Origin of the sequence: uncultured Phocaeicola sp. (genome assembly GCF_948499155.1) — a bacterium.
In the GTDB taxonomy this organism is placed as follows: Bacteria; Bacteroidota; Bacteroidia; order Bacteroidales; family Bacteroidaceae; genus Phocaeicola; species Phocaeicola faecalis.
This window is the reverse complement of record NZ_CAOOSE010000010.1, coordinates 62,007-78,159: the sequence shown is the minus strand read 5'-3', so window position 1 is coordinate 78,159 and position 16,153 is coordinate 62,007. Positions and strand designations below refer to the sequence as shown.

General features: G+C 44.0%; 12 protein-coding genes. 5 read left to right on the top strand and 7 right to left on the bottom strand.

Annotated features, from left to right (window positions below; genetic code table 11):
• Nucleotides 1-6 precede the first annotated feature (6 nt).
• From QYT14_RS09510 to QYT14_RS09495, 4 genes are read left to right on the top strand one after another with little or no spacing between them, the layout of a single operon-like run.
• Entirely contained in the window at nt 7-597 is a 591-nt protein-coding gene (locus tag QYT14_RS09510) for an FHA domain-containing protein (RefSeq protein WP_288324660.1), read from the top strand.
• A 23-nt stretch (nt 598-620) separates the two neighbouring features.
• A complete protein-coding gene (locus QYT14_RS09505) occupies nt 621-2,210 on the top strand; it encodes an FHA domain-containing protein (RefSeq protein ID WP_288324661.1) in 1,590 nt (529 codons plus the stop codon).
• Nucleotides 2,207-3,766, top strand: a complete 1,560-nt coding sequence (locus QYT14_RS09500) for a WG repeat-containing protein (RefSeq protein ID WP_288324662.1) — start codon at nt 2,207-2,209, stop codon at nt 3,764-3,766. Before QYT14_RS09505 ends, QYT14_RS09500 begins: the two co-directional genes overlap by 4 nt.
• Nucleotides 3,767-3,774: 8 nt before the next feature.
• Entirely contained in the window at nt 3,775-5,091 is a 1,317-nt protein-coding gene (locus QYT14_RS09495) for a hypothetical protein (protein ID WP_288324663.1), read from the top strand.
• A gap of 284 nt (nt 5,092-5,375) precedes the next feature.
• Here QYT14_RS09495 and QYT14_RS09490 read toward each other — a convergent pair whose 3' ends face one another.
• Genes QYT14_RS09490 through QYT14_RS09465 form a run of 6 tightly spaced genes read right to left on the bottom strand, consistent with a single transcriptional unit; the run spans nt 5,376 to nt 14,043 of the window.
• Complete coding sequence (locus QYT14_RS09490) at nt 5,376-7,838, bottom strand: PQQ-binding-like beta-propeller repeat protein (RefSeq protein ID WP_288324665.1); 2,463 nt, start codon at nt 7,836-7,838, stop codon at nt 5,376-5,378.
• A gap of 41 nt (nt 7,839-7,879) precedes the next feature.
• On the bottom strand, nt 7,880-9,409 hold the full coding sequence (locus QYT14_RS09485; protein WP_288324666.1) for an alpha-L-fucosidase: 1,530 nt from the start codon (nt 9,407-9,409) through the stop codon (nt 7,880-7,882).
• Nucleotides 9,410-9,459: 50 nt separating this feature from the next.
• On the bottom strand, nt 9,460-11,082 hold the full coding sequence (locus tag QYT14_RS09480; protein WP_288324667.1) for a glycoside hydrolase family protein: 1,623 nt from the start codon (nt 11,080-11,082) through the stop codon (nt 9,460-9,462).
• Nucleotides 11,083-11,122: 40 nt separating this feature from the next.
• Nucleotides 11,123-12,145, bottom strand: a complete 1,023-nt coding sequence (locus QYT14_RS09475; protein ID WP_288324668.1) for a zinc-binding alcohol dehydrogenase family protein — start codon at nt 12,143-12,145, stop codon at nt 11,123-11,125.
• Nucleotides 12,146-12,174: 29 nt separating this feature from the next.
• Nucleotides 12,175-13,098 carry an amidohydrolase family protein gene (locus tag QYT14_RS09470; protein ID WP_288324669.1) on the bottom strand — a complete coding sequence of 308 codons (924 nt, stop codon included), beginning with the start codon at nt 13,096-13,098 and terminating at the stop codon, nt 12,175-12,177.
• Nucleotides 13,099-13,110: 12 nt separating this feature from the next.
• The gene (locus QYT14_RS09465) at nt 13,111-14,043 is read right to left on the bottom strand and encodes an aldo/keto reductase (RefSeq protein ID WP_288324670.1); all 933 of its coding nucleotides are present in this window, start codon (nt 14,041-14,043) and stop codon (nt 13,111-13,113) included.
• Between the two features lie 150 nt (nt 14,044-14,193).
• Between QYT14_RS09465 and QYT14_RS09460 the strand changes: the two genes are divergently transcribed.
• The gene (locus tag QYT14_RS09460) at nt 14,194-15,228 is read left to right on the top strand and encodes a LacI family DNA-binding transcriptional regulator (RefSeq protein ID WP_288324706.1); all 1,035 of its coding nucleotides are present in this window, start codon (nt 14,194-14,196) and stop codon (nt 15,226-15,228) included.
• Nucleotides 15,229-15,593: 365 nt separating this feature from the next.
• On the opposite strand, the gene QYT14_RS09455 is transcribed toward QYT14_RS09460, so the two are convergent.
• On the bottom strand, nt 15,594-16,037 hold the full coding sequence (locus QYT14_RS09455) for a DUF6078 family protein (RefSeq protein ID WP_237039211.1): 444 nt from the start codon (nt 16,035-16,037) through the stop codon (nt 15,594-15,596).
• Nucleotides 16,038-16,153 lie beyond the last annotated feature (116 nt).

Sequence of the window (16,153 nt, the reverse complement as noted above, 5' to 3'; positions counted from 1 at the left end):
ATGAATATGAAGATACTAACTATTGGTCGTGATGAAAGCTGTAATATCGTTTTGTCGGATAGTACAGTCAGTCGGCGCCATGCTATTTTAAAAATCCATGCAACCGGAAAGATGGAGATTATTAGTATGGGGCAAAATGGAACATTTGTCAATGGTGTTAAATTGAAATCGGATACTGTCTATCCTATCACCCGAAGAGATGTGGTTTCTTTTGCACATGTGCGCCAATTGGATTGGAATCAGGTACCTGATGTTCAAAGATATTACAGATATGGCATTATGGCGGTAATAGTTCTGGCGGTAATCATTACAGCCATTGTCGTTATACAGGATATGAAGGATGATACTCCCCAGTTTCCGGTTGTTGAATGTCCGCAGAATGAAAAGGTGCTTCCGGAAAAGGATGTGGCACCACAGGCAGAGACAAAGAAGAAGCAGGATTCTCTCTCTGAAAAGAAAGAGAAGAGCGATGTGTCGAATCATTTCTTCCCTAAGAAAAAGACGGAGGACAAGAAAGAGGAGAATAAGAAAAACGGAGATAAAAAAGAGAATGATTCTGAATCCAAGAAAGAACAGGCTGTACCTATTATATACTAATACTAATAAAAAAACAATATACAATGAAACTATTAAAAATTGGAAGTTCGTCTTCCTCGAATATTGTATTGAATAGCGAATTTGTGAGTAACCATCATGCAGAAATCTTATTATTGGATAGTGGTGAAATCATTTTGGAAGACAAAAACAGTACAAACGGAACATTTGTGGGCGGCAAGAGAATTACTCCCAACAAGGAAGTTACCATTCAACGGGGGGATTATGTGAAATTTGCTGATGTTGAATTGCAATGGAGCCGAGTTCCTGCTTTAGAAAATACCAGCAAATATAAATCGATTCTTAATATCGGTACGAACTTTCGGAATGACTTGGTTATTTCCGGTGCCTTTGTCAGCCGTTTTCATGCTATGTTCAAGGTGGCAAAAGACGGAAAGTGTTATCTGACGGATTTGGGAAGTAAAAATGGCACTAAAGTGAATGGTGTAAAGATACAACCGGGTAAAGAAATTAGGGTGAAAAAGGGAGATATTGTTCTCTGTGGAGATGTGGATGTAACCGAGCAATTACCTTTCCCCACCCCTTATCCGTGGATTAAATGGGTAGCTGCTGTCGGTGTGGCTGCTGCGGTTCTTTTTGGGGCAATATGGATATTGGGACGTAAGACCGTTGACCCTACCAAATTCAGACCGGCGGTTGTTTGGGTAATGGCTAATTATTATTATACGGTTACATTTGACGATGTTCTGTTGGGCAGTCAGCCTTATACAGTTCTGTGCTCGACGGACGGCAAGCATGCCCGGGTTGTAGGTTCCGACAATATACCTAAGGGGTATAATAAGTTCAGTTATACGGCGACGGCATTTTTTATTGACCGGGAAGGACGTATGGGGACTAACAGACATGTGGCCTATCCTTGGGACAAGGCTTATATGAATCCTGAAACGGAAGATATGTTAAGGCAGGCTATAGAAGAATTTTTGGAGGAACTGATTCCGACAAAGGAAGTAAAGACAGACAGCGATTTGACACTTCTGGCATCGAGTTCCGTCGGTACTGTTTTAATAGAAAAAGCGTTGGGAGAAAGTCCCAGACAAAGGGTAAAGTCACTCAATGCTTTGATTAACAGAGTAAGACAAACGAAGTATACCATATCCGGTGCATCCGATTATATATCGGTAGGCTATCCCGGACAAAACTATACCCATTATGATGACTTTGAGAGATGCTATGTTGTAAAGGCTTCTGATACGGATGAAAAGGATATCGCTATCTTGCAGTTGAACAAAAAGAAAACTCCATCCGACATCGAATATATTTTCGATGTAAAACGATTTAATACAGAGAAACTGAAACCGTTGGAAGAAAAATTGTATACCATCGGTTATCCGGCAGGTACGTATCGTGCGGTGGAGAAGACCAACCATTCACTCGAACCGGATATTCGGGAAACAATGTGTAGCAAAGTGCCGGGAAGATATGATTTTGAATTCCAGGGAGAAGCTGTCGGCGGAGCCAGCGGGTCACCTATTTTCAATAAATATGGCGAATTGGTAGGTGTTCTTTGGGGAGGCTGGAAAATGGGGTCTACTTTAGGCTTGGCATGTCAGGCTAGGTATCTGAAAGAAATGTATGAAGAGGAGGTGGGCCTATGAATAAAGTAATGACGTATGCCTGTTGGCTATTAACGATTTGGGCATTCATTCCGTGCGGAATGAATGCTCAAACGGCTAAGTGGGCGATAGCTCCTCAGTATTCGTCTATCACTCCGTATGGGGAAGACATGTACAAGGTGAAAATAGGAAAGCAAGTGGGAATGGTGGACAAAGACGGTAAAATAATAGTTGGTGTGTATGCCGATTCTATTACCAATATGGTTGAAGATTGCTCACTGGTATTACGCTTTGTAGATGGTAAGAACAAGCTGGTGAGCATCTTACATAAGGATAAGACTACCTCACAAATCTCCGAGGAATGGTATGTGGGAAACTATACTTTCTTCTCTGAAGGCAAATTGCCGGTCTGCAACAAGAAGGGAAAATTTGGATACATTGGGCCTAATGGCCGGGTGATACTGGATTTTGCATACAGTGTGGCGCATCCGTTTTCTGAAGGTTGGGCTTCTGTTTGCAAGGGGAAAAATCTTTTCTCCGCAGGGCTTAATGCTGTCAGCGGGTTACTGAATGCAAAAAACAAGGACAAAGTCTTCTATGTAAACGAAAACGGACAAAATCTGGTGTTGCAATCCGATATAGGTGATATATATACAGGGACGACATTTAAGAATGGAGAAGCGTTGGTTATAACAAAAGACAATCGTTATTGTGTCATCAATACCTCAGGGCAGTTGCTTAAGATAGACAATAATATTGTCTTGTCGTTTGATGAGTATTATGCTATTGGACAGCATGCGGATAAATCAGCAAAGGGAACTAAATCCAGAATCGTATATGATGGCCCGACTGTTTATTCGGAAGATGATTTGTATGGTTATAAACAGGGAAGCACTATCGTATTGCCTGCACAATTTGACGATGCGCAACCCTTCAGCAGAGGATATGCCATTGCTTCTAAGGATAATAAATATGGTTTGCTGAAACTTTATCCGGGATATTTCCAATGCCGTTCTTCCGTAGGTTCGTTAAAGTCGGTGGATGCAGGAATGGAGTCTGTGGACTATGTAGTGACAGTGCCTCAGGCCTGGCAGGAGACGGAACTGGAACTTTTCTGTTCCAATGACCGTGATGAGAAAGTGAATCTCAGCCAGCCCGGGAATGCGAAAAGCACCCGCGTCTTTTCGCTGGTTTTACCTAAAAAGGAGACCCGCAATCTTTCACTTGAAGGAGAAAACCTGCAGCTTTGGAATAGCAACATGATAAAAAACACTTCAAATGTTGCGAACAATAATACCGGAGTCGGCATTGCCATTGCTCCTTCCAAGGTGAAAGCGAATGCAGACGATGTTGCTTCGGTCGTAGTTACCCTGACAAATCAAACAGGAGGTCCGGTGGAATTTGAGGCTGTGATAACAGGCAATCAATTAATAACGAAGAAAGAAAAGGTGAGTCTGGATGCCGGACAGAGCAAAAAGATTTATGCTACATTTACTAAAATCATAAAAGAAGAGAAACGTGTCGTGACGGTTACTGTTCCTGATATGAATAAAGTAAGTAAGAGCATAACTGTAGAACCCTTCTTTGTCAATTTTTAAAGGATAAAATGATGAAAACTAAGAGATTTTGTTGGATACTATTATTAAACCTGTTGGTTTTAACTGCCGTTGCCGGGCCTTATGAGACAGTTGTGCTGAAAAACGGCTCTGTGCTCGAAGGTTATATTTCTGTTCAGCATCCGGGAAAAGATATTATCTTTTTTGCAGAAAAGGCAACGGTTTATATTCCGGTGAAACAGGTGAAGTCTATGTTAGATTATGATATCGAGATAGAAACACTGTCCGACTCTTGGAAAGCTTGGGCAGGGGATAACCCATTGCTGGTAAAGACTGTCAGAAACAGCAAGTTTTTGCAAATGACTGACATCATTCTGGCGGAAACAGCAGAGAATGATACAATAGCCCTCGATTCTGCCCTCGTTCGGGAAGCGAAGGCCCCGCTTTATTCAAACTGGAATGTTGTTCCCCGCAAAGTGCGTATATTGGAAAAAGGAGAAGTCATCAAATATCTTGATTTTACTCCTAATTCCTATTATCTGGATTGGAAAGATATACAAGCTATAAAGCGTGCCCCCAGAGCTGCAACTGATTTGACAGGGTTGATTGATGTGGTGGCATTGCGTACGGGCGAGAAGTATGAAGGACAAATCATCGAACAGATACCGGGAGAGAGAATCCGTTTGCTGAAGAATGACGGCATAGTGGAAGTTATCAATGCCGGACAGATTGCTTTTCAGCAGAAAAAGAAATTGAACCCTAATCAGTCGTTGTTTGAGCAAAGTCCGTTGTTGGATGTGGTTTGTATAAAGAAGGATGAGGATACCGGTATTATTGTAGAGCAGAACTATGGAGGCGAAAAGGAGTCCGGCTATTTATTGATTCAGAATGAGCGGGGAGATATTTTGCGCAAGAACAGTATTGCTGTCACGGAAACAAGAAAGCAAGCGAATCCGAATTATAAACCTTTGACGGATGTTATAGTCGGTAAAGGTGAAATACTGGTAAATCGGAAAGAATCGGCAAAGGCTATTATTGAAAAACAGGAAGGGTTATTGATAGTGGATACAGCTTCCCGGGCCACTGTCTTGTCGGCCGATTCCACCGGCGGTATGCTGATTGTGGAAAAACAGAATGAATCTTCCGCTTATAGACCTATCCTGCTCAAACTGGTTCTTATGAAAGTAAAAGGAAAAGGATTCTGTAATGTGTTTACTTATGAAGACCTGGTGACTAATGGAGTACAGCCGCAAGAGTCGGTGGTCAGTGTCAACGGAACTTTAAAATTGTCCTATGTTGTAGGTAAGGGGAAATATATACTGTATGACCCGCAAGGACAGTCCGGCATCTTTCTGTCAATAGAATAAAATATCCTCATATCCTCCCACCTGCATCCTCTTGATACATTAAAAATGGAGTGCAGGTGGGAGAGGCTATGGGGGATATGACCTCATTCTCAACAATATCCCATAGAGATAAGTCTGCTCGTTTTCTCACAGAAGAATGTTGATAAAAGCTGCTTTCACACATCACACCTATTAAACTCCTTTGTTCATAGGTGTTTCAGTGTGAAGGATACAAAGAAGACACTTTCATACAGAGACTTATGAATTAATAGGTTTCATCCTCTTCCCAAAAGGTGACGGCCTTTTTATTCTTTATGATACATAGTGCGGAATGCATATACATTCCCGCCAAAATCAGTTACAATCAATGCATTGCCTGAAATAGCGACTGTCCCGAAAATAGGTGCTCCTGTTTTATATTTCCAAAGTTTGTTTCCTGTGTTTGCATCTATGGCATATACGGTTCCGTCGGAAGCACCCACATAGACTGTATTTCCTGCCAACACGGGGCTGGTCTCTATCGTTCCCGAGAAAGACCGGGTATAAGGAGCTGTAAAAATCAATGCATCTTCTACCGGACAATTCCATTTTTCTTCCAAAGTCTGGTTGTCCAATGCTACAAGTCCTTTGTTGGCTGTGCCAAAGATGATTTCTTTTTCGGTTAGTAAAGGCGTGGAGGTTACATCCAGATTATAGGGAAGTTGCTTGCGAATGATGATTCTGCCTGTCCGGGCTTCTAGGATAAAGAAATTCTTTTCAGCAATGATATATAGTAATGAGCCGTGCATGGCGGCTGAGGCCCCTCGATTGCGTAGCCCATGGTCGGATATATTCCATAGCATCTTGCCTGTTTTTGCGTCATTGCCGTAAAGGGCGGTCCACTGCACGGAACCCACCAGAACGTCATTTCCTACGGTCAGTGTTGAAGTTGTTCCTTCACGTTGTGCCCAGTCTTTGTTTCTCCATATCAGTTTTCCGGTTGTAGCCTCGAAAGCGGAAAGAGCCTTTCCACTTCCGGCATAGACGATACCTTTATCGGTAACCAGACCGTCTATCAGGTTGGGCAGACCGTTTACCGGCAGTTGACTTTCCCAACACAGTTTACCGGTCTCGGCATCTACGGCATACAGATTACCTTGTACATCCTGCGCAAAAACGATTCCGCTTTCTATGGCGATGGTGTTCTTGATGGAGGTTCTTACGGGATATTTCCATAAAAGGGAACCGTCCTTTCCGTTCAAGGCATAGATGGCGGCGCGTCCTTTTAAATCTTCGTCGGTAGAGGCGGTATATACCTTATTATTATATACTAGCGGAGAAGTCATAAAAATATTCGCTCCCACATTGGTACTCCACGCCAGTTGTAAGTCACCTTCCAGTGGGGCGGCGGTGGCTGTGTGAGTAGCATTTCCCAACAGGTTTTTCCAGTCTGTGTTTAAGGTTATTTCTGGAGAACTCTTTTCATAGACGAACTTACTATCGGTTTCAGCAGTTCTTCCGTCTTTAAAGCGAGTGCGTACCCTCATTACCAATTCTTTTCCGGCATAGGTGTCATGCAGCGGCATTATTGCTGTCCAGCTCCAGTCGGTCTTTTGAGAGAGTTTTTTATAGGGAATAATCGTTTTCCCGTTTTCCAAACAAGTGTAAGTTACCTCGGCTACCGGTGATGTAGATGAGTAGGTGTTTACTGTTACTGTTTTAGTACCTGTTCTTCCTTGTGGAGAAGCGATACGGAGATTGCGGTCCAGGTAGGTATAACGCAGTTCGGTGGAAAGGTTTCCTTTAGGGTTGACAGTCATCACGCGATAAGCGCTTTTGGCATGGTCTATTCCACCTTTATCTAACGAACTGGTACAGATGGTATATACATTACCTTGTTTTTTCATGTAGTTGATGTGCCAATGACCGTAAATCCATGCTTTCAAATTATAGTCGTTCAAATTGATGCTGTTGCCATTTTTCCCTTTGTATATAAAGGTGTCATCGTTGGTCAGCAGGTCGTGGTTGAATATCATGATGGGTGTACCCGGTTTGATGTGCGCTAAATCATTTTTCAACCAGTTACACACATCTTCCGTGGTGTATTCCGGGCGGGCGTCTCCATAGGGCATCGGAGTAACGATGTAATGCACTCCCGCCACATCAAAGGAATAATAGACCGGACCGTACACGCTTTCAAAGATTTCTTCTCCATATTTCCCCCGTTCCAAGTCATGGTTACCGATGCAATAGAATACAGGACAATTCATGTTTTCCGTATTCATTAGTCGGATATGTGCTTTAAGACCTTTTTCGTAACAGATATCTCCAGTGTGGACAATGAAGGCGGCCTGCTCGTTGGCGGCATAGTCGCGCACATTATTCACCCAGTCTTCGTGATGAGTGGTGTTGAATATCTCGGTGTCCGAGATGTGGATGAATCGGTGTGAGCCATCTTTACGTATGCCCGGATTATAGGGGATTAGACCGAAATCGTATCCTTTTTCCTTGGTTTCTATTCTGTGATAATGGCGGTTCATTGTCTTGTATCCTGACGGGGTGGTGATGAAGATAAATTTTTCACGACCATGTCCTGGTAACGTATAGGTCCCGTCTGTGGCGGTCTCTACTACATTCAGTCCGTCAGAAACTTTGATACCTTTTAATGTCTTTTCTCCTTTCTCCCAAATTCCGTTGTTGTTTTTATCAACAAAAACTCTTCCGGTATAGGAAGCGGATAATGAGGAGCCGGTGGCTAATAAAGCGGATAATAAGAAAATTTTTTTCATATATTGCTTTTTCATTTTGAGTCTTACATATTTATTCCGGTTTATTTATACTCTATCTTTAACACATGTGCGTAATCGGTCGGTGCGTTTTTGGGAAATTGTACTTCCAATCCTTTTAGCGTCTGTTCCCATTGTAACGTTTCGTTGCAACCCAACATGGATACGGATTTGATTTCCGGTATATTAGCATTGCCTTTTGCCAGATTTCTGATTGTTATTTTTCCATCAGTCCACGCTAGAGAGATGGCATATAAAGCTTCTTCACGGGTGGTGAAACGGATGTCTTGTGCGGTATATGCCGTTTTTTGGTTGTCGGTCATGTAGCCCGAAGTTCCTTTAGTGTTTCCTTCTCCGGATACTACCCAAGGGCGGGAAGCATAGATAGCCTCTCCGTTCACTTTCAACCATTTGCCTATTTCTTGTAATACATGCTTTTGTTCGTCGGTGATGGTGCCGTCGGCTTTCGGACCGATGTTCAGTAACAGATTTCCGTTTTTGCTGACGATGTCCACAAAATCATCAATAATGTGGTCTGGGTCTTTATTTTCCTCGCCTACGCAATAGCTCCACGATTTTTTACCGATAGAGGTATCAGTCTGCCAAGGGAAACGACGTATTTCATCACTCTTTCCCCGTTCGATGTCGAATACCTGAATATTGTCGCCATAACCGAATTTGGTGTTTACTACCACTTCCTTGCCCCAGTCCTTTGCATTGTTATAATAGTAGGCCATGAACTTGTAGAAAGTAGGTTGAAAAGGAGTCTTTCCCACCGTCCAGTCAAACCAGATTAAATCGGGTTGGTATTGGTCTATCAGTTCGTAGGTGTGCTTCAGAAACTGTTCTCTGGAACGTGCGTTGGTGCCTTCGTATTTGTCCACGGCAGGGTTCATGCCACCGGGACCGTCCGGTTCATGCAGACGTTCGCCATACAGCGTAATGGTGGTGTCTTGTACATCCGAAGGAGTTTGCATTCCATATTCATAGAACCATGCATTCTCACAGCGGTGTGAGGATAGGCCGAAACGAAGTCCCGCTTTTGTGGCGGCTTTTTTCAGTTCGCCGATAATGTCGCGTTTGGGACCCATGTTTACTGCATTCCATTTGTTGAAAGTGCTGTTGTACATGGCGAATCCGTCGTGATGCTCAGCCACCGGGACGATATACTGTGCACCCGAAGCCTTGATTATTTCCATCCACTCATCCGGATTGAACTTCTCGGCTTTGAATAAGGGGATGAAATCCTTGTAACCGAATTCCGTCAGCTTGCCATACGTTTTTTCGTGATATTGGTTGATGTCACTGCCTTTTTGATACATGAAGCGGGCATACCATTCACTGCCGTATGCAGGTACTGAATAAACTCCCCAATGGATGAAGATACCGAATTTGGCATCGCGGAACCATTCGGGCTCTTGGTAATGTTGGGCTATGGAAGCAGAGTCCGGCTGAAATGTTGTTGTCCCTTTGGGTGAGGCAACAGTGGTAATGTCTGGAGAATAAGTGTCAGCATGATTGCTGCAAGCAGCCAAAGCTCCGGTAAGGGCTATATATGCGAAAATCTTTTTCATGTAATTGACTGTTAAGTGGGTTGAATATTGTTTGAATACCTATTGAAAATCTAAAATTTATTCACGGCTATTTCATTGCCGTTTCGATAGAATTTGACGCTCAGTAACCGTTGGTCTTCCAGTCGATTCTCGCCTTTTATGGAGAGTGTCTTGGTTTCGTAAGACTTTAATGGCGGTAATAAGGTTTCTACCACGGTCAGTTCGTTGGAAGTTATCTTTAATGTCGTTTCTTCCGAAGTGGAAAGCCCGAAGTTTTGTACTTCCACCTTCCATAGCTTCTCTGCCTCATCATATCGAGGGCGCAAAGCAGAGAGGATAGCCGGTGTATAATTGATATAAGGCAAACGAGCGTAACCGATGACAAATTCGCCTTTCTTATCCTTACCTATTAATTTAGGAGCGAATTCCTCGGCAGTGATACCACTCTCTTTTCCCTCGAAAGTGATGATTAAGTCTTTCCCTTCCTTTTTCCAGCTCAATGGCTTGCATCCCCGGCCGAAGTTCACTTCATTAAAGGAACCGAAACGCAAAGAGGGTATGTCCAATTGGCTGGACGGATTGAATCCTTTTTCAGCGGCTATCCTTACTTCGATAGTCGGAGTGGAAGCATCGATGGGCGTTGTATTGAGCACTGATAGAAGCAAGTCCTTTTTCAGCGGAATACAGATATTTTTGGAACTATGGTGGTCATTCCCATGATCTTCCCATTTGATGGTGTCTATCACGGCAAAGTTCATTTGTATGGGGCGTCCTTCCTTGTCCTGATATACTTTGGCACGCTCATATTTAAACCAGTTTTCCACTTTCCCGTCTTTGTGTCGGGAGATGCCGGGTACATACGCTTCACCTTGTTCCGTAACCCAATGCACCCCATCCAGAGAACGTTGGTAAAAGGCGATTCTTCCCAACCAATCGTTCACTATCAGGTGGTATTGCAGTGAGTCACGCCATACTACCGGGTCTTCAAATTCGCCTTTCACATTGGGATAGGCGCGTCTTTCGGTTATTTGGTTATAAGGTGAAAGACCGCTACGGCTTATCCATACTCCCCCTCCGCGACATATCATCAGGCGTGAGCCATCCTGACGTTCGGCAAAGGTAAGGTTGGAAAGTCCTTCTATGATTTTCCGGTCGCGTGGGTTGAAATCGAACTGTTTGAATTCCCATGGACCATCCACACTGTCGGCTATGTAGTAACCATTGATGACATAAACCACAATACGACCGTCTGTTAAAGTGAATGCTTCGGGATTATGGCCTTTTCCTATGGTGTCCTGTATGGCATACGGCCCATGGAGTTGCTTGCTGGCAGCATGATAAACGGTAGAGTTAGGCCATTCCATGTGCCCTTTTTCTGCATTTTCCGGCCATCCGCATACGAAGAGGTGATATTTCCCCTCTTTTCCCTTCAGAATATTTCCACCCCAAAAAGAAATATCCGGATGTTCTATTCCATTGTCCACGAACCGGGGAAGTACTTCTTGGGCTCCCCACACCTTATCGGATAGTTTGCTGCCTTGCATGGCTTCAAAGCGGTCTACATATTTTCCGCCCGGTATTAATTTATCCCATTCGGCAGGGCGTTGTCTTTCGGTGATTTGAGCCGATGCCGAGAGAGCGGTGGCGCATGCGACTATGGCTATACTTGTTATTCTTCTTATTTTTGCATTCATAGGTTCATTCGTTTAAAGTTGATTTTTTTATTCGTTTGGGCTATCGTGTGAAATCTACTAGGATGCGGAATACTTTTCCCGGCGTATCTGTCCATTGTTTCATGGCGGTCAATGCTTCTTCCGGTTTCACGCAAGTTGTAATGAGTTCGTTTATAGGACAAGTTCCTTGTTGTAGATAGTGAATGACGGCACGGAAGTCTTTCGGCGTGGCATTGCGCGAGCCTTTGATTGTCATTTCTTTTTGGACGAATAGCTTGGTCTGGAAAGAGGTTTCAGACTTGGCGTATCCGATGCATATTACTCGTCCGGTAAAGGCAACCTCTTCTACTGCCATGACATAAGTGGCAGGGCTACCTACCGCTTCTATTACTACGTCCGGGCCGGAACTATTGGTGAGCGCTGACAAACGTGTGTGTACATTTTCTGTCTTCGAGTTAATGATGTAATGCGCGCCCACCCGTTTGGCCAGTGCCAGTTTGCTGTCGTCCAAATCGATGGCAATGACCGTTGCACCGCGCAGGGCGGCACGCACTATGGCACCTATGCCTATCATGCCGCAACCTATTACCGTCACCGTGTCACTGTCTGTCACTTCGGCACGTGATACGGCGTGAAAACCTACACTCATCGGTTCTATCAGAGCGACTTCGCGGGTTGACAAGGAATCGGCAGGTATCACTTTGCTCCAAGGTACAGCCTTGTATTCACACATGGCACCATTTCGTTGCACACCGAATGTTTCATTGTATTCGCAGGCATTTGTTTGCCCATTGCGGCATGCAGTGCATTTGCCGCAATGGGTATAAGGATTGAGGGTGACGGTCATCCCCTTTGACAGGCCGGCAGGTACGGCGCTTCCTATTTCTTCGATAACGGCGCCAATCTCGTGTCCGGGGATGATGGGCAGTTTCACCATCGGATTGCGGCCTAAAAAAGTGTTGAGGTCTGAGCCGCAGAATCCTACATATTCTATTTTCACGAGTACTTCATCCGGCTGCAGGGTTGGTCTCTCAATCTCTGTCACTCCCATGTTGTGGGGGGCGGTAATTTGAATAGCTTTCATATTATTATTTTATCAATTGATTTTTAGGGTTATTCAGACATATTCTTTATATAGGGCAGCGAGCACAGATTTTGCAGGCCGTAAAATCGTGCTGCATTTCCACCCAAAAACACTTTCTTCTCTTCTTGCGTCAGCAGGTTCGATTTCAGGATGAAATCGTAAGACATGCGGTAGGTAATGGCGGTCATCGTACGTGGGTAGTCCGAACCCCACATCAGTTTGTCCATTCCCACCCAATCGGCCGCTTCCTTAATGGCTTTCACAGCTCCGGTAAACGGATAAAACTCGTCGTTGAACAGCCAAGTGATGCCACCCGATTCTATCATGACATTCTCATGGCGCGCCAGTTTGATTTGTTCTTGCCAGTGAGGAGTAGTTACCATGCCGAAGTGCCCGATAGCTATCTTAAGCCGGGGGCATTCACTGATGATTTCTTCCATTTCCCCAACTTGGGTATTGCCGTCGGCCAAATCAATGGAAAGAATCGTGCCGTGTGCTTCCATGTATCGAAACATCTCCACCATTTCGGGACTGTTCAGCATCACTCTGCCTTCTTTTAGCAAGAGGCGGTGGGCAGGAATTTTAATCGCCTTGAATCCTTTGGCTATCAGTTCTTTGGCCTGTTGTAAGAAACCGGGTTTTCGGAATTCGCACATACCGCATACAAAGAATCGGTCGGGATACTTTTCGGTCACCTCCAGCAAATAATCATTTTGTATGCCGTCAATGTATTCCTGAGTGACAACGGCGGCCGAAACTTGTGCATAGTTCATATTCGATAGAAATACTTCCGCACTGTTTCGTCCGTCAATCATAAAAGGCGGAAGCATCTGGCGTTCCTCACCCATGAAGAGCGAACGTCCGTCGGACAATGTACGGATGGGCATGCCGTCGACTTCTGCGTCTTGTCGGAGCCAAAGGTGAGAATGAGCATCTATTATTTTAAAGTCCATATCTTTCCTTCGTTACGAATTGGCCCAACTGACACGCATTTGCTTGCCGATAATCTCTTGTACTTCTTTCACCAAATTCCAGTCGATAGGCTCTTCGACATAAGCGATGTTCTTCAATACATTGTCGGGATTGGCGGAACTGAACAAAGTAGTGGCAATGCGCGGGTTACCGGTGGAATACTGAATTGCCAGCTTTTCAATCGGGTAATTTTTGGACATGCAATGCAGGGCCGCTTTTTGGCATGCTCTGACCAGTGCTTTCGGGGCCGGATGCCATGTGGGAACGCCACGTTGCGAAAGTAATCCCATTGAAAGAGGAGAAGCATTGATAATGCCGATATTCTTCGATTCGAAATAGTTGAAGTAATCGCTCAGCTTTTCGTCATTTAGAGAATAATGACAAAAATTCAATATACTCTCCACTACGCCGGGCTCAGAATGTTCTACTACCCATTGCAGATTTTCCAGTTGCAAATCGGTGATGCCTACGTGTTTCACGATGCCTTTATCTCTCAGCTCAACTAATGCAGGCAGTGTTTCATCCACAACTTGATGCAAGTCGGCAAATTCGATATCGTGTACATTGATAAGGTCAATATAATCGACATTCAATCTTTCCATACTTGCATAGACACTCTCTGTGGCATATTTCGCCGAGTAGTTCCATTTATTGACTCCGTTTTCGCCATAACGTCCTACCTTCGTAGACAAGTAGTACTTGTTGCGCGGAATCTGTTTCAGTGCTTTCCCCAACACCGTTTCTGCTTTATAATGACCGTAGTAGGGAGACACATCGATAAAGTTTATTCCTTTTTCCACTGCGGTAAATACGGCTTCAATACTTCTCGCTTCAGTGGTATCATGGAATACTCCTCCCAGCGAAGATGCACCGAAACTGAGGTTTGAAACGCACATTCCGGTTTTTCCGATTTCATTGTATTTCATTGGTTGCAAAATGTTGTTTAATCAGTTAATGGTTTCAAATTAAGGCAATATATGGCTAAAGTGTGAGGGTATCCCTTGAGAAAAAGCACGCAAACCTTTGCGTAAACAATTCTTATGATTACCTTTGTGGAAAGTTTGATTGGGATGGGTATGAGTGGTAAAAAGCGTGTGTCTCTAAAAGATTTGGCAGAAGAGCTGGGTGTCTCTGTATCTACTGTCTCACGGGCATTGAAAGATAGCCCCGAGATAGGGGAGGAGATGCGTGAACGAGTAAAGAAGTTGGCCGGAGAGTGGAATTATCGTCCCAATCCTTTTGCAATGAGTCTGCTCAAGAACACCCCGCGAATCATCGGAATCATTGTGCCGGATATTGTGACTCATTTCTATTCTTCCATTATTAGCGGCATTAGCGATGTGGCGCGCCAAAATCATTATTCTGTTATTATTACCTCTTCTTATGAGCAATATGAGCTGGAGAAGCAGTGTGTGGAAGATTTGGTGAATATTCGTGTGGAAGGAATTCTTGCCTGCATTTCACAAGAAACGACGGACTATGCCCACTTTGAATCTCTGACCATGCAGCGCGTGCCCTTGGTATTCTTTGACCGGGTGTGTCTGCACAGTCGTTGCTCTTGCGTAGTTGCCGATAATGCAGAGTCGGGTAAGGTAGCTACCGAACATTTTTTGCAGCATGGGGTGAAACGGATTGGTTTTATTGGCGGAGCGAATCATCTGGATATAGTAAAACAAAGGAAGCATGGATATTTGGATGCGCTGAGGCAATATCAGATTCCCATTGAGAGGGAATTGATTGTTTGTGGAAAAATGACTTATGAAGAGGGACGTGGGGCAACTCGGAAGTTGCTGGCATTGCCCTGTCCTCCCGAAGCCATTCTTGCCATGAATGACACGTTGGCTTTTGCTGCGATGAAAGAAATAAAAGAGCAAGGACTGCGCATCCCGCAAGATGTGGCATTAATTGGATATACCGATGAGTTGCACTCTAATTATGTGGAACCGGCGTTGACAGCCATTACCCATCAAACTTATGAGATGGGGGTGGTATCATGTAATTTGCTCCTGCAACATTTGCAAAAAACTCAAAGGCCGAAGAAGGTAGTGATTCCTACTCGTCTGATAGTGCGGGGGTCGTCTGTAAAACAACCTTTCTCCAAAATAGAATGAATTTTGATTTTTTGCTCTCATACTCTCATTGATATAGCTGAAATATCGATGAACAAAGGTTTTCAGGGGTGAGAGATGGGGATGAGAGATAAGCAAAAAAGTGAGAACGATGCTCTCACTTTTGCCTAATGCTGTATCTTTTGTGCACTTCCTGCTATACAAGTTGATACATTCTTCCTTTGCTTTTTTCACTTACATACTTTCCTGCAATGTGTTTCATGCGGTTGAAACACTCTGTTCCGGGGCGGAGGACAATGTGTTCAATAGGCAGAAACAGGTTGTTTAATAGGGGAAAACAATCTGTATCATTCGGGAAACACATTGATTCGAATAATTGCATATTTCACCACTGCCGAAAGGAGCTATCATTGCCACCAAACGTATTGATCCACGAAGTCATCGTAAGCCGGTTCGGATGTTATGCCGTAGTTACGGAATACCTGACGGATAAATGCTTGGTCTTTCGGACTAAGAAGAGATTCTTTGCGATAAAAACGATAATAGCCGCTTCTGCCGAAATAATACAATAAACTCTGTTTGATGGCAATAGCCGCATTGTGTGGAAGGTTGTCGTACAGGTGCGCCACTCCGCGGGCGAATCGGACTGTTTCTCCCGAACGGTAATATGGACATTCCGCATTCGTTTCAGGAGTGTAGGTAGGATTCACTATTTTGATAAACTGGCAGTCTGCCGGGATATGAAGAGCCGCTTTACGGCGCAGGCAGTCAGCGGATTGCGGACACTGCTCATTCAGGCAATGGGCGAAGCCTTGGGGAACTGAATTGTAATCAAATTCTTTTGTTTTCATCTTGTTTTTATTCTAAGTTTAAAGTGTATAAAGGTAATCAAAAACTATCGGAAAAACAAATAGAAGAAAAGTAATATTATTTTAATGATAAGCGGGCGTATATTTGTTTTTGTGGA

What these genes read in the sequence shown, in the direction of transcription:
- QYT14_RS09495 (WP_288324663.1), top strand. Translation starts at nt 3,775, where the DNA reads ATGATGAAAACTAAGAGATTTTGTTGGATACTATTATTAAACCTGTTG.
- QYT14_RS09500 (WP_288324662.1), top strand. Translation starts at nt 2,207, where the DNA reads ATGAATAAAGTAATGACGTATGCCTGTTGGCTATTAACGATTTGGGCA.
- QYT14_RS09490 (WP_288324665.1), bottom strand. Translation starts at nt 7,838, where the DNA reads ATGAAAAAAATTTTCTTATTATCCGCTTTATTAGCCACCGGCTCCTCA.
- QYT14_RS09480 (WP_288324667.1), bottom strand. Translation starts at nt 11,082, where the DNA reads ATGAATGCAAAAATAAGAAGAATAACAAGTATAGCCATAGTCGCATGC.
- QYT14_RS09465 (WP_288324670.1), bottom strand. Translation starts at nt 14,043, where the DNA reads ATGAAATACAATGAAATCGGAAAAACCGGAATGTGCGTTTCAAACCTC.
- QYT14_RS09455 (WP_237039211.1), bottom strand. Translation starts at nt 16,037, where the DNA reads ATGAAAACAAAAGAATTTGATTACAATTCAGTTCCCCAAGGCTTCGCC.
- QYT14_RS09460 (WP_288324706.1), top strand. Translation starts at nt 14,194, where the DNA reads ATGAGTGGTAAAAAGCGTGTGTCTCTAAAAGATTTGGCAGAAGAGCTG.
- QYT14_RS09505 (WP_288324661.1), top strand. Translation starts at nt 621, where the DNA reads ATGAAACTATTAAAAATTGGAAGTTCGTCTTCCTCGAATATTGTATTG.
- QYT14_RS09470 (WP_288324669.1), bottom strand. Translation starts at nt 13,098, where the DNA reads ATGGACTTTAAAATAATAGATGCTCATTCTCACCTTTGGCTCCGACAA.
- QYT14_RS09475 (WP_288324668.1), bottom strand. Translation starts at nt 12,145, where the DNA reads ATGAAAGCTATTCAAATTACCGCCCCCCACAACATGGGAGTGACAGAG.
- QYT14_RS09485 (WP_288324666.1), bottom strand. Translation starts at nt 9,409, where the DNA reads ATGAAAAAGATTTTCGCATATATAGCCCTTACCGGAGCTTTGGCTGCT.
- QYT14_RS09510 (WP_288324660.1), top strand. Translation starts at nt 7, where the DNA reads ATGAAGATACTAACTATTGGTCGTGATGAAAGCTGTAATATCGTTTTG.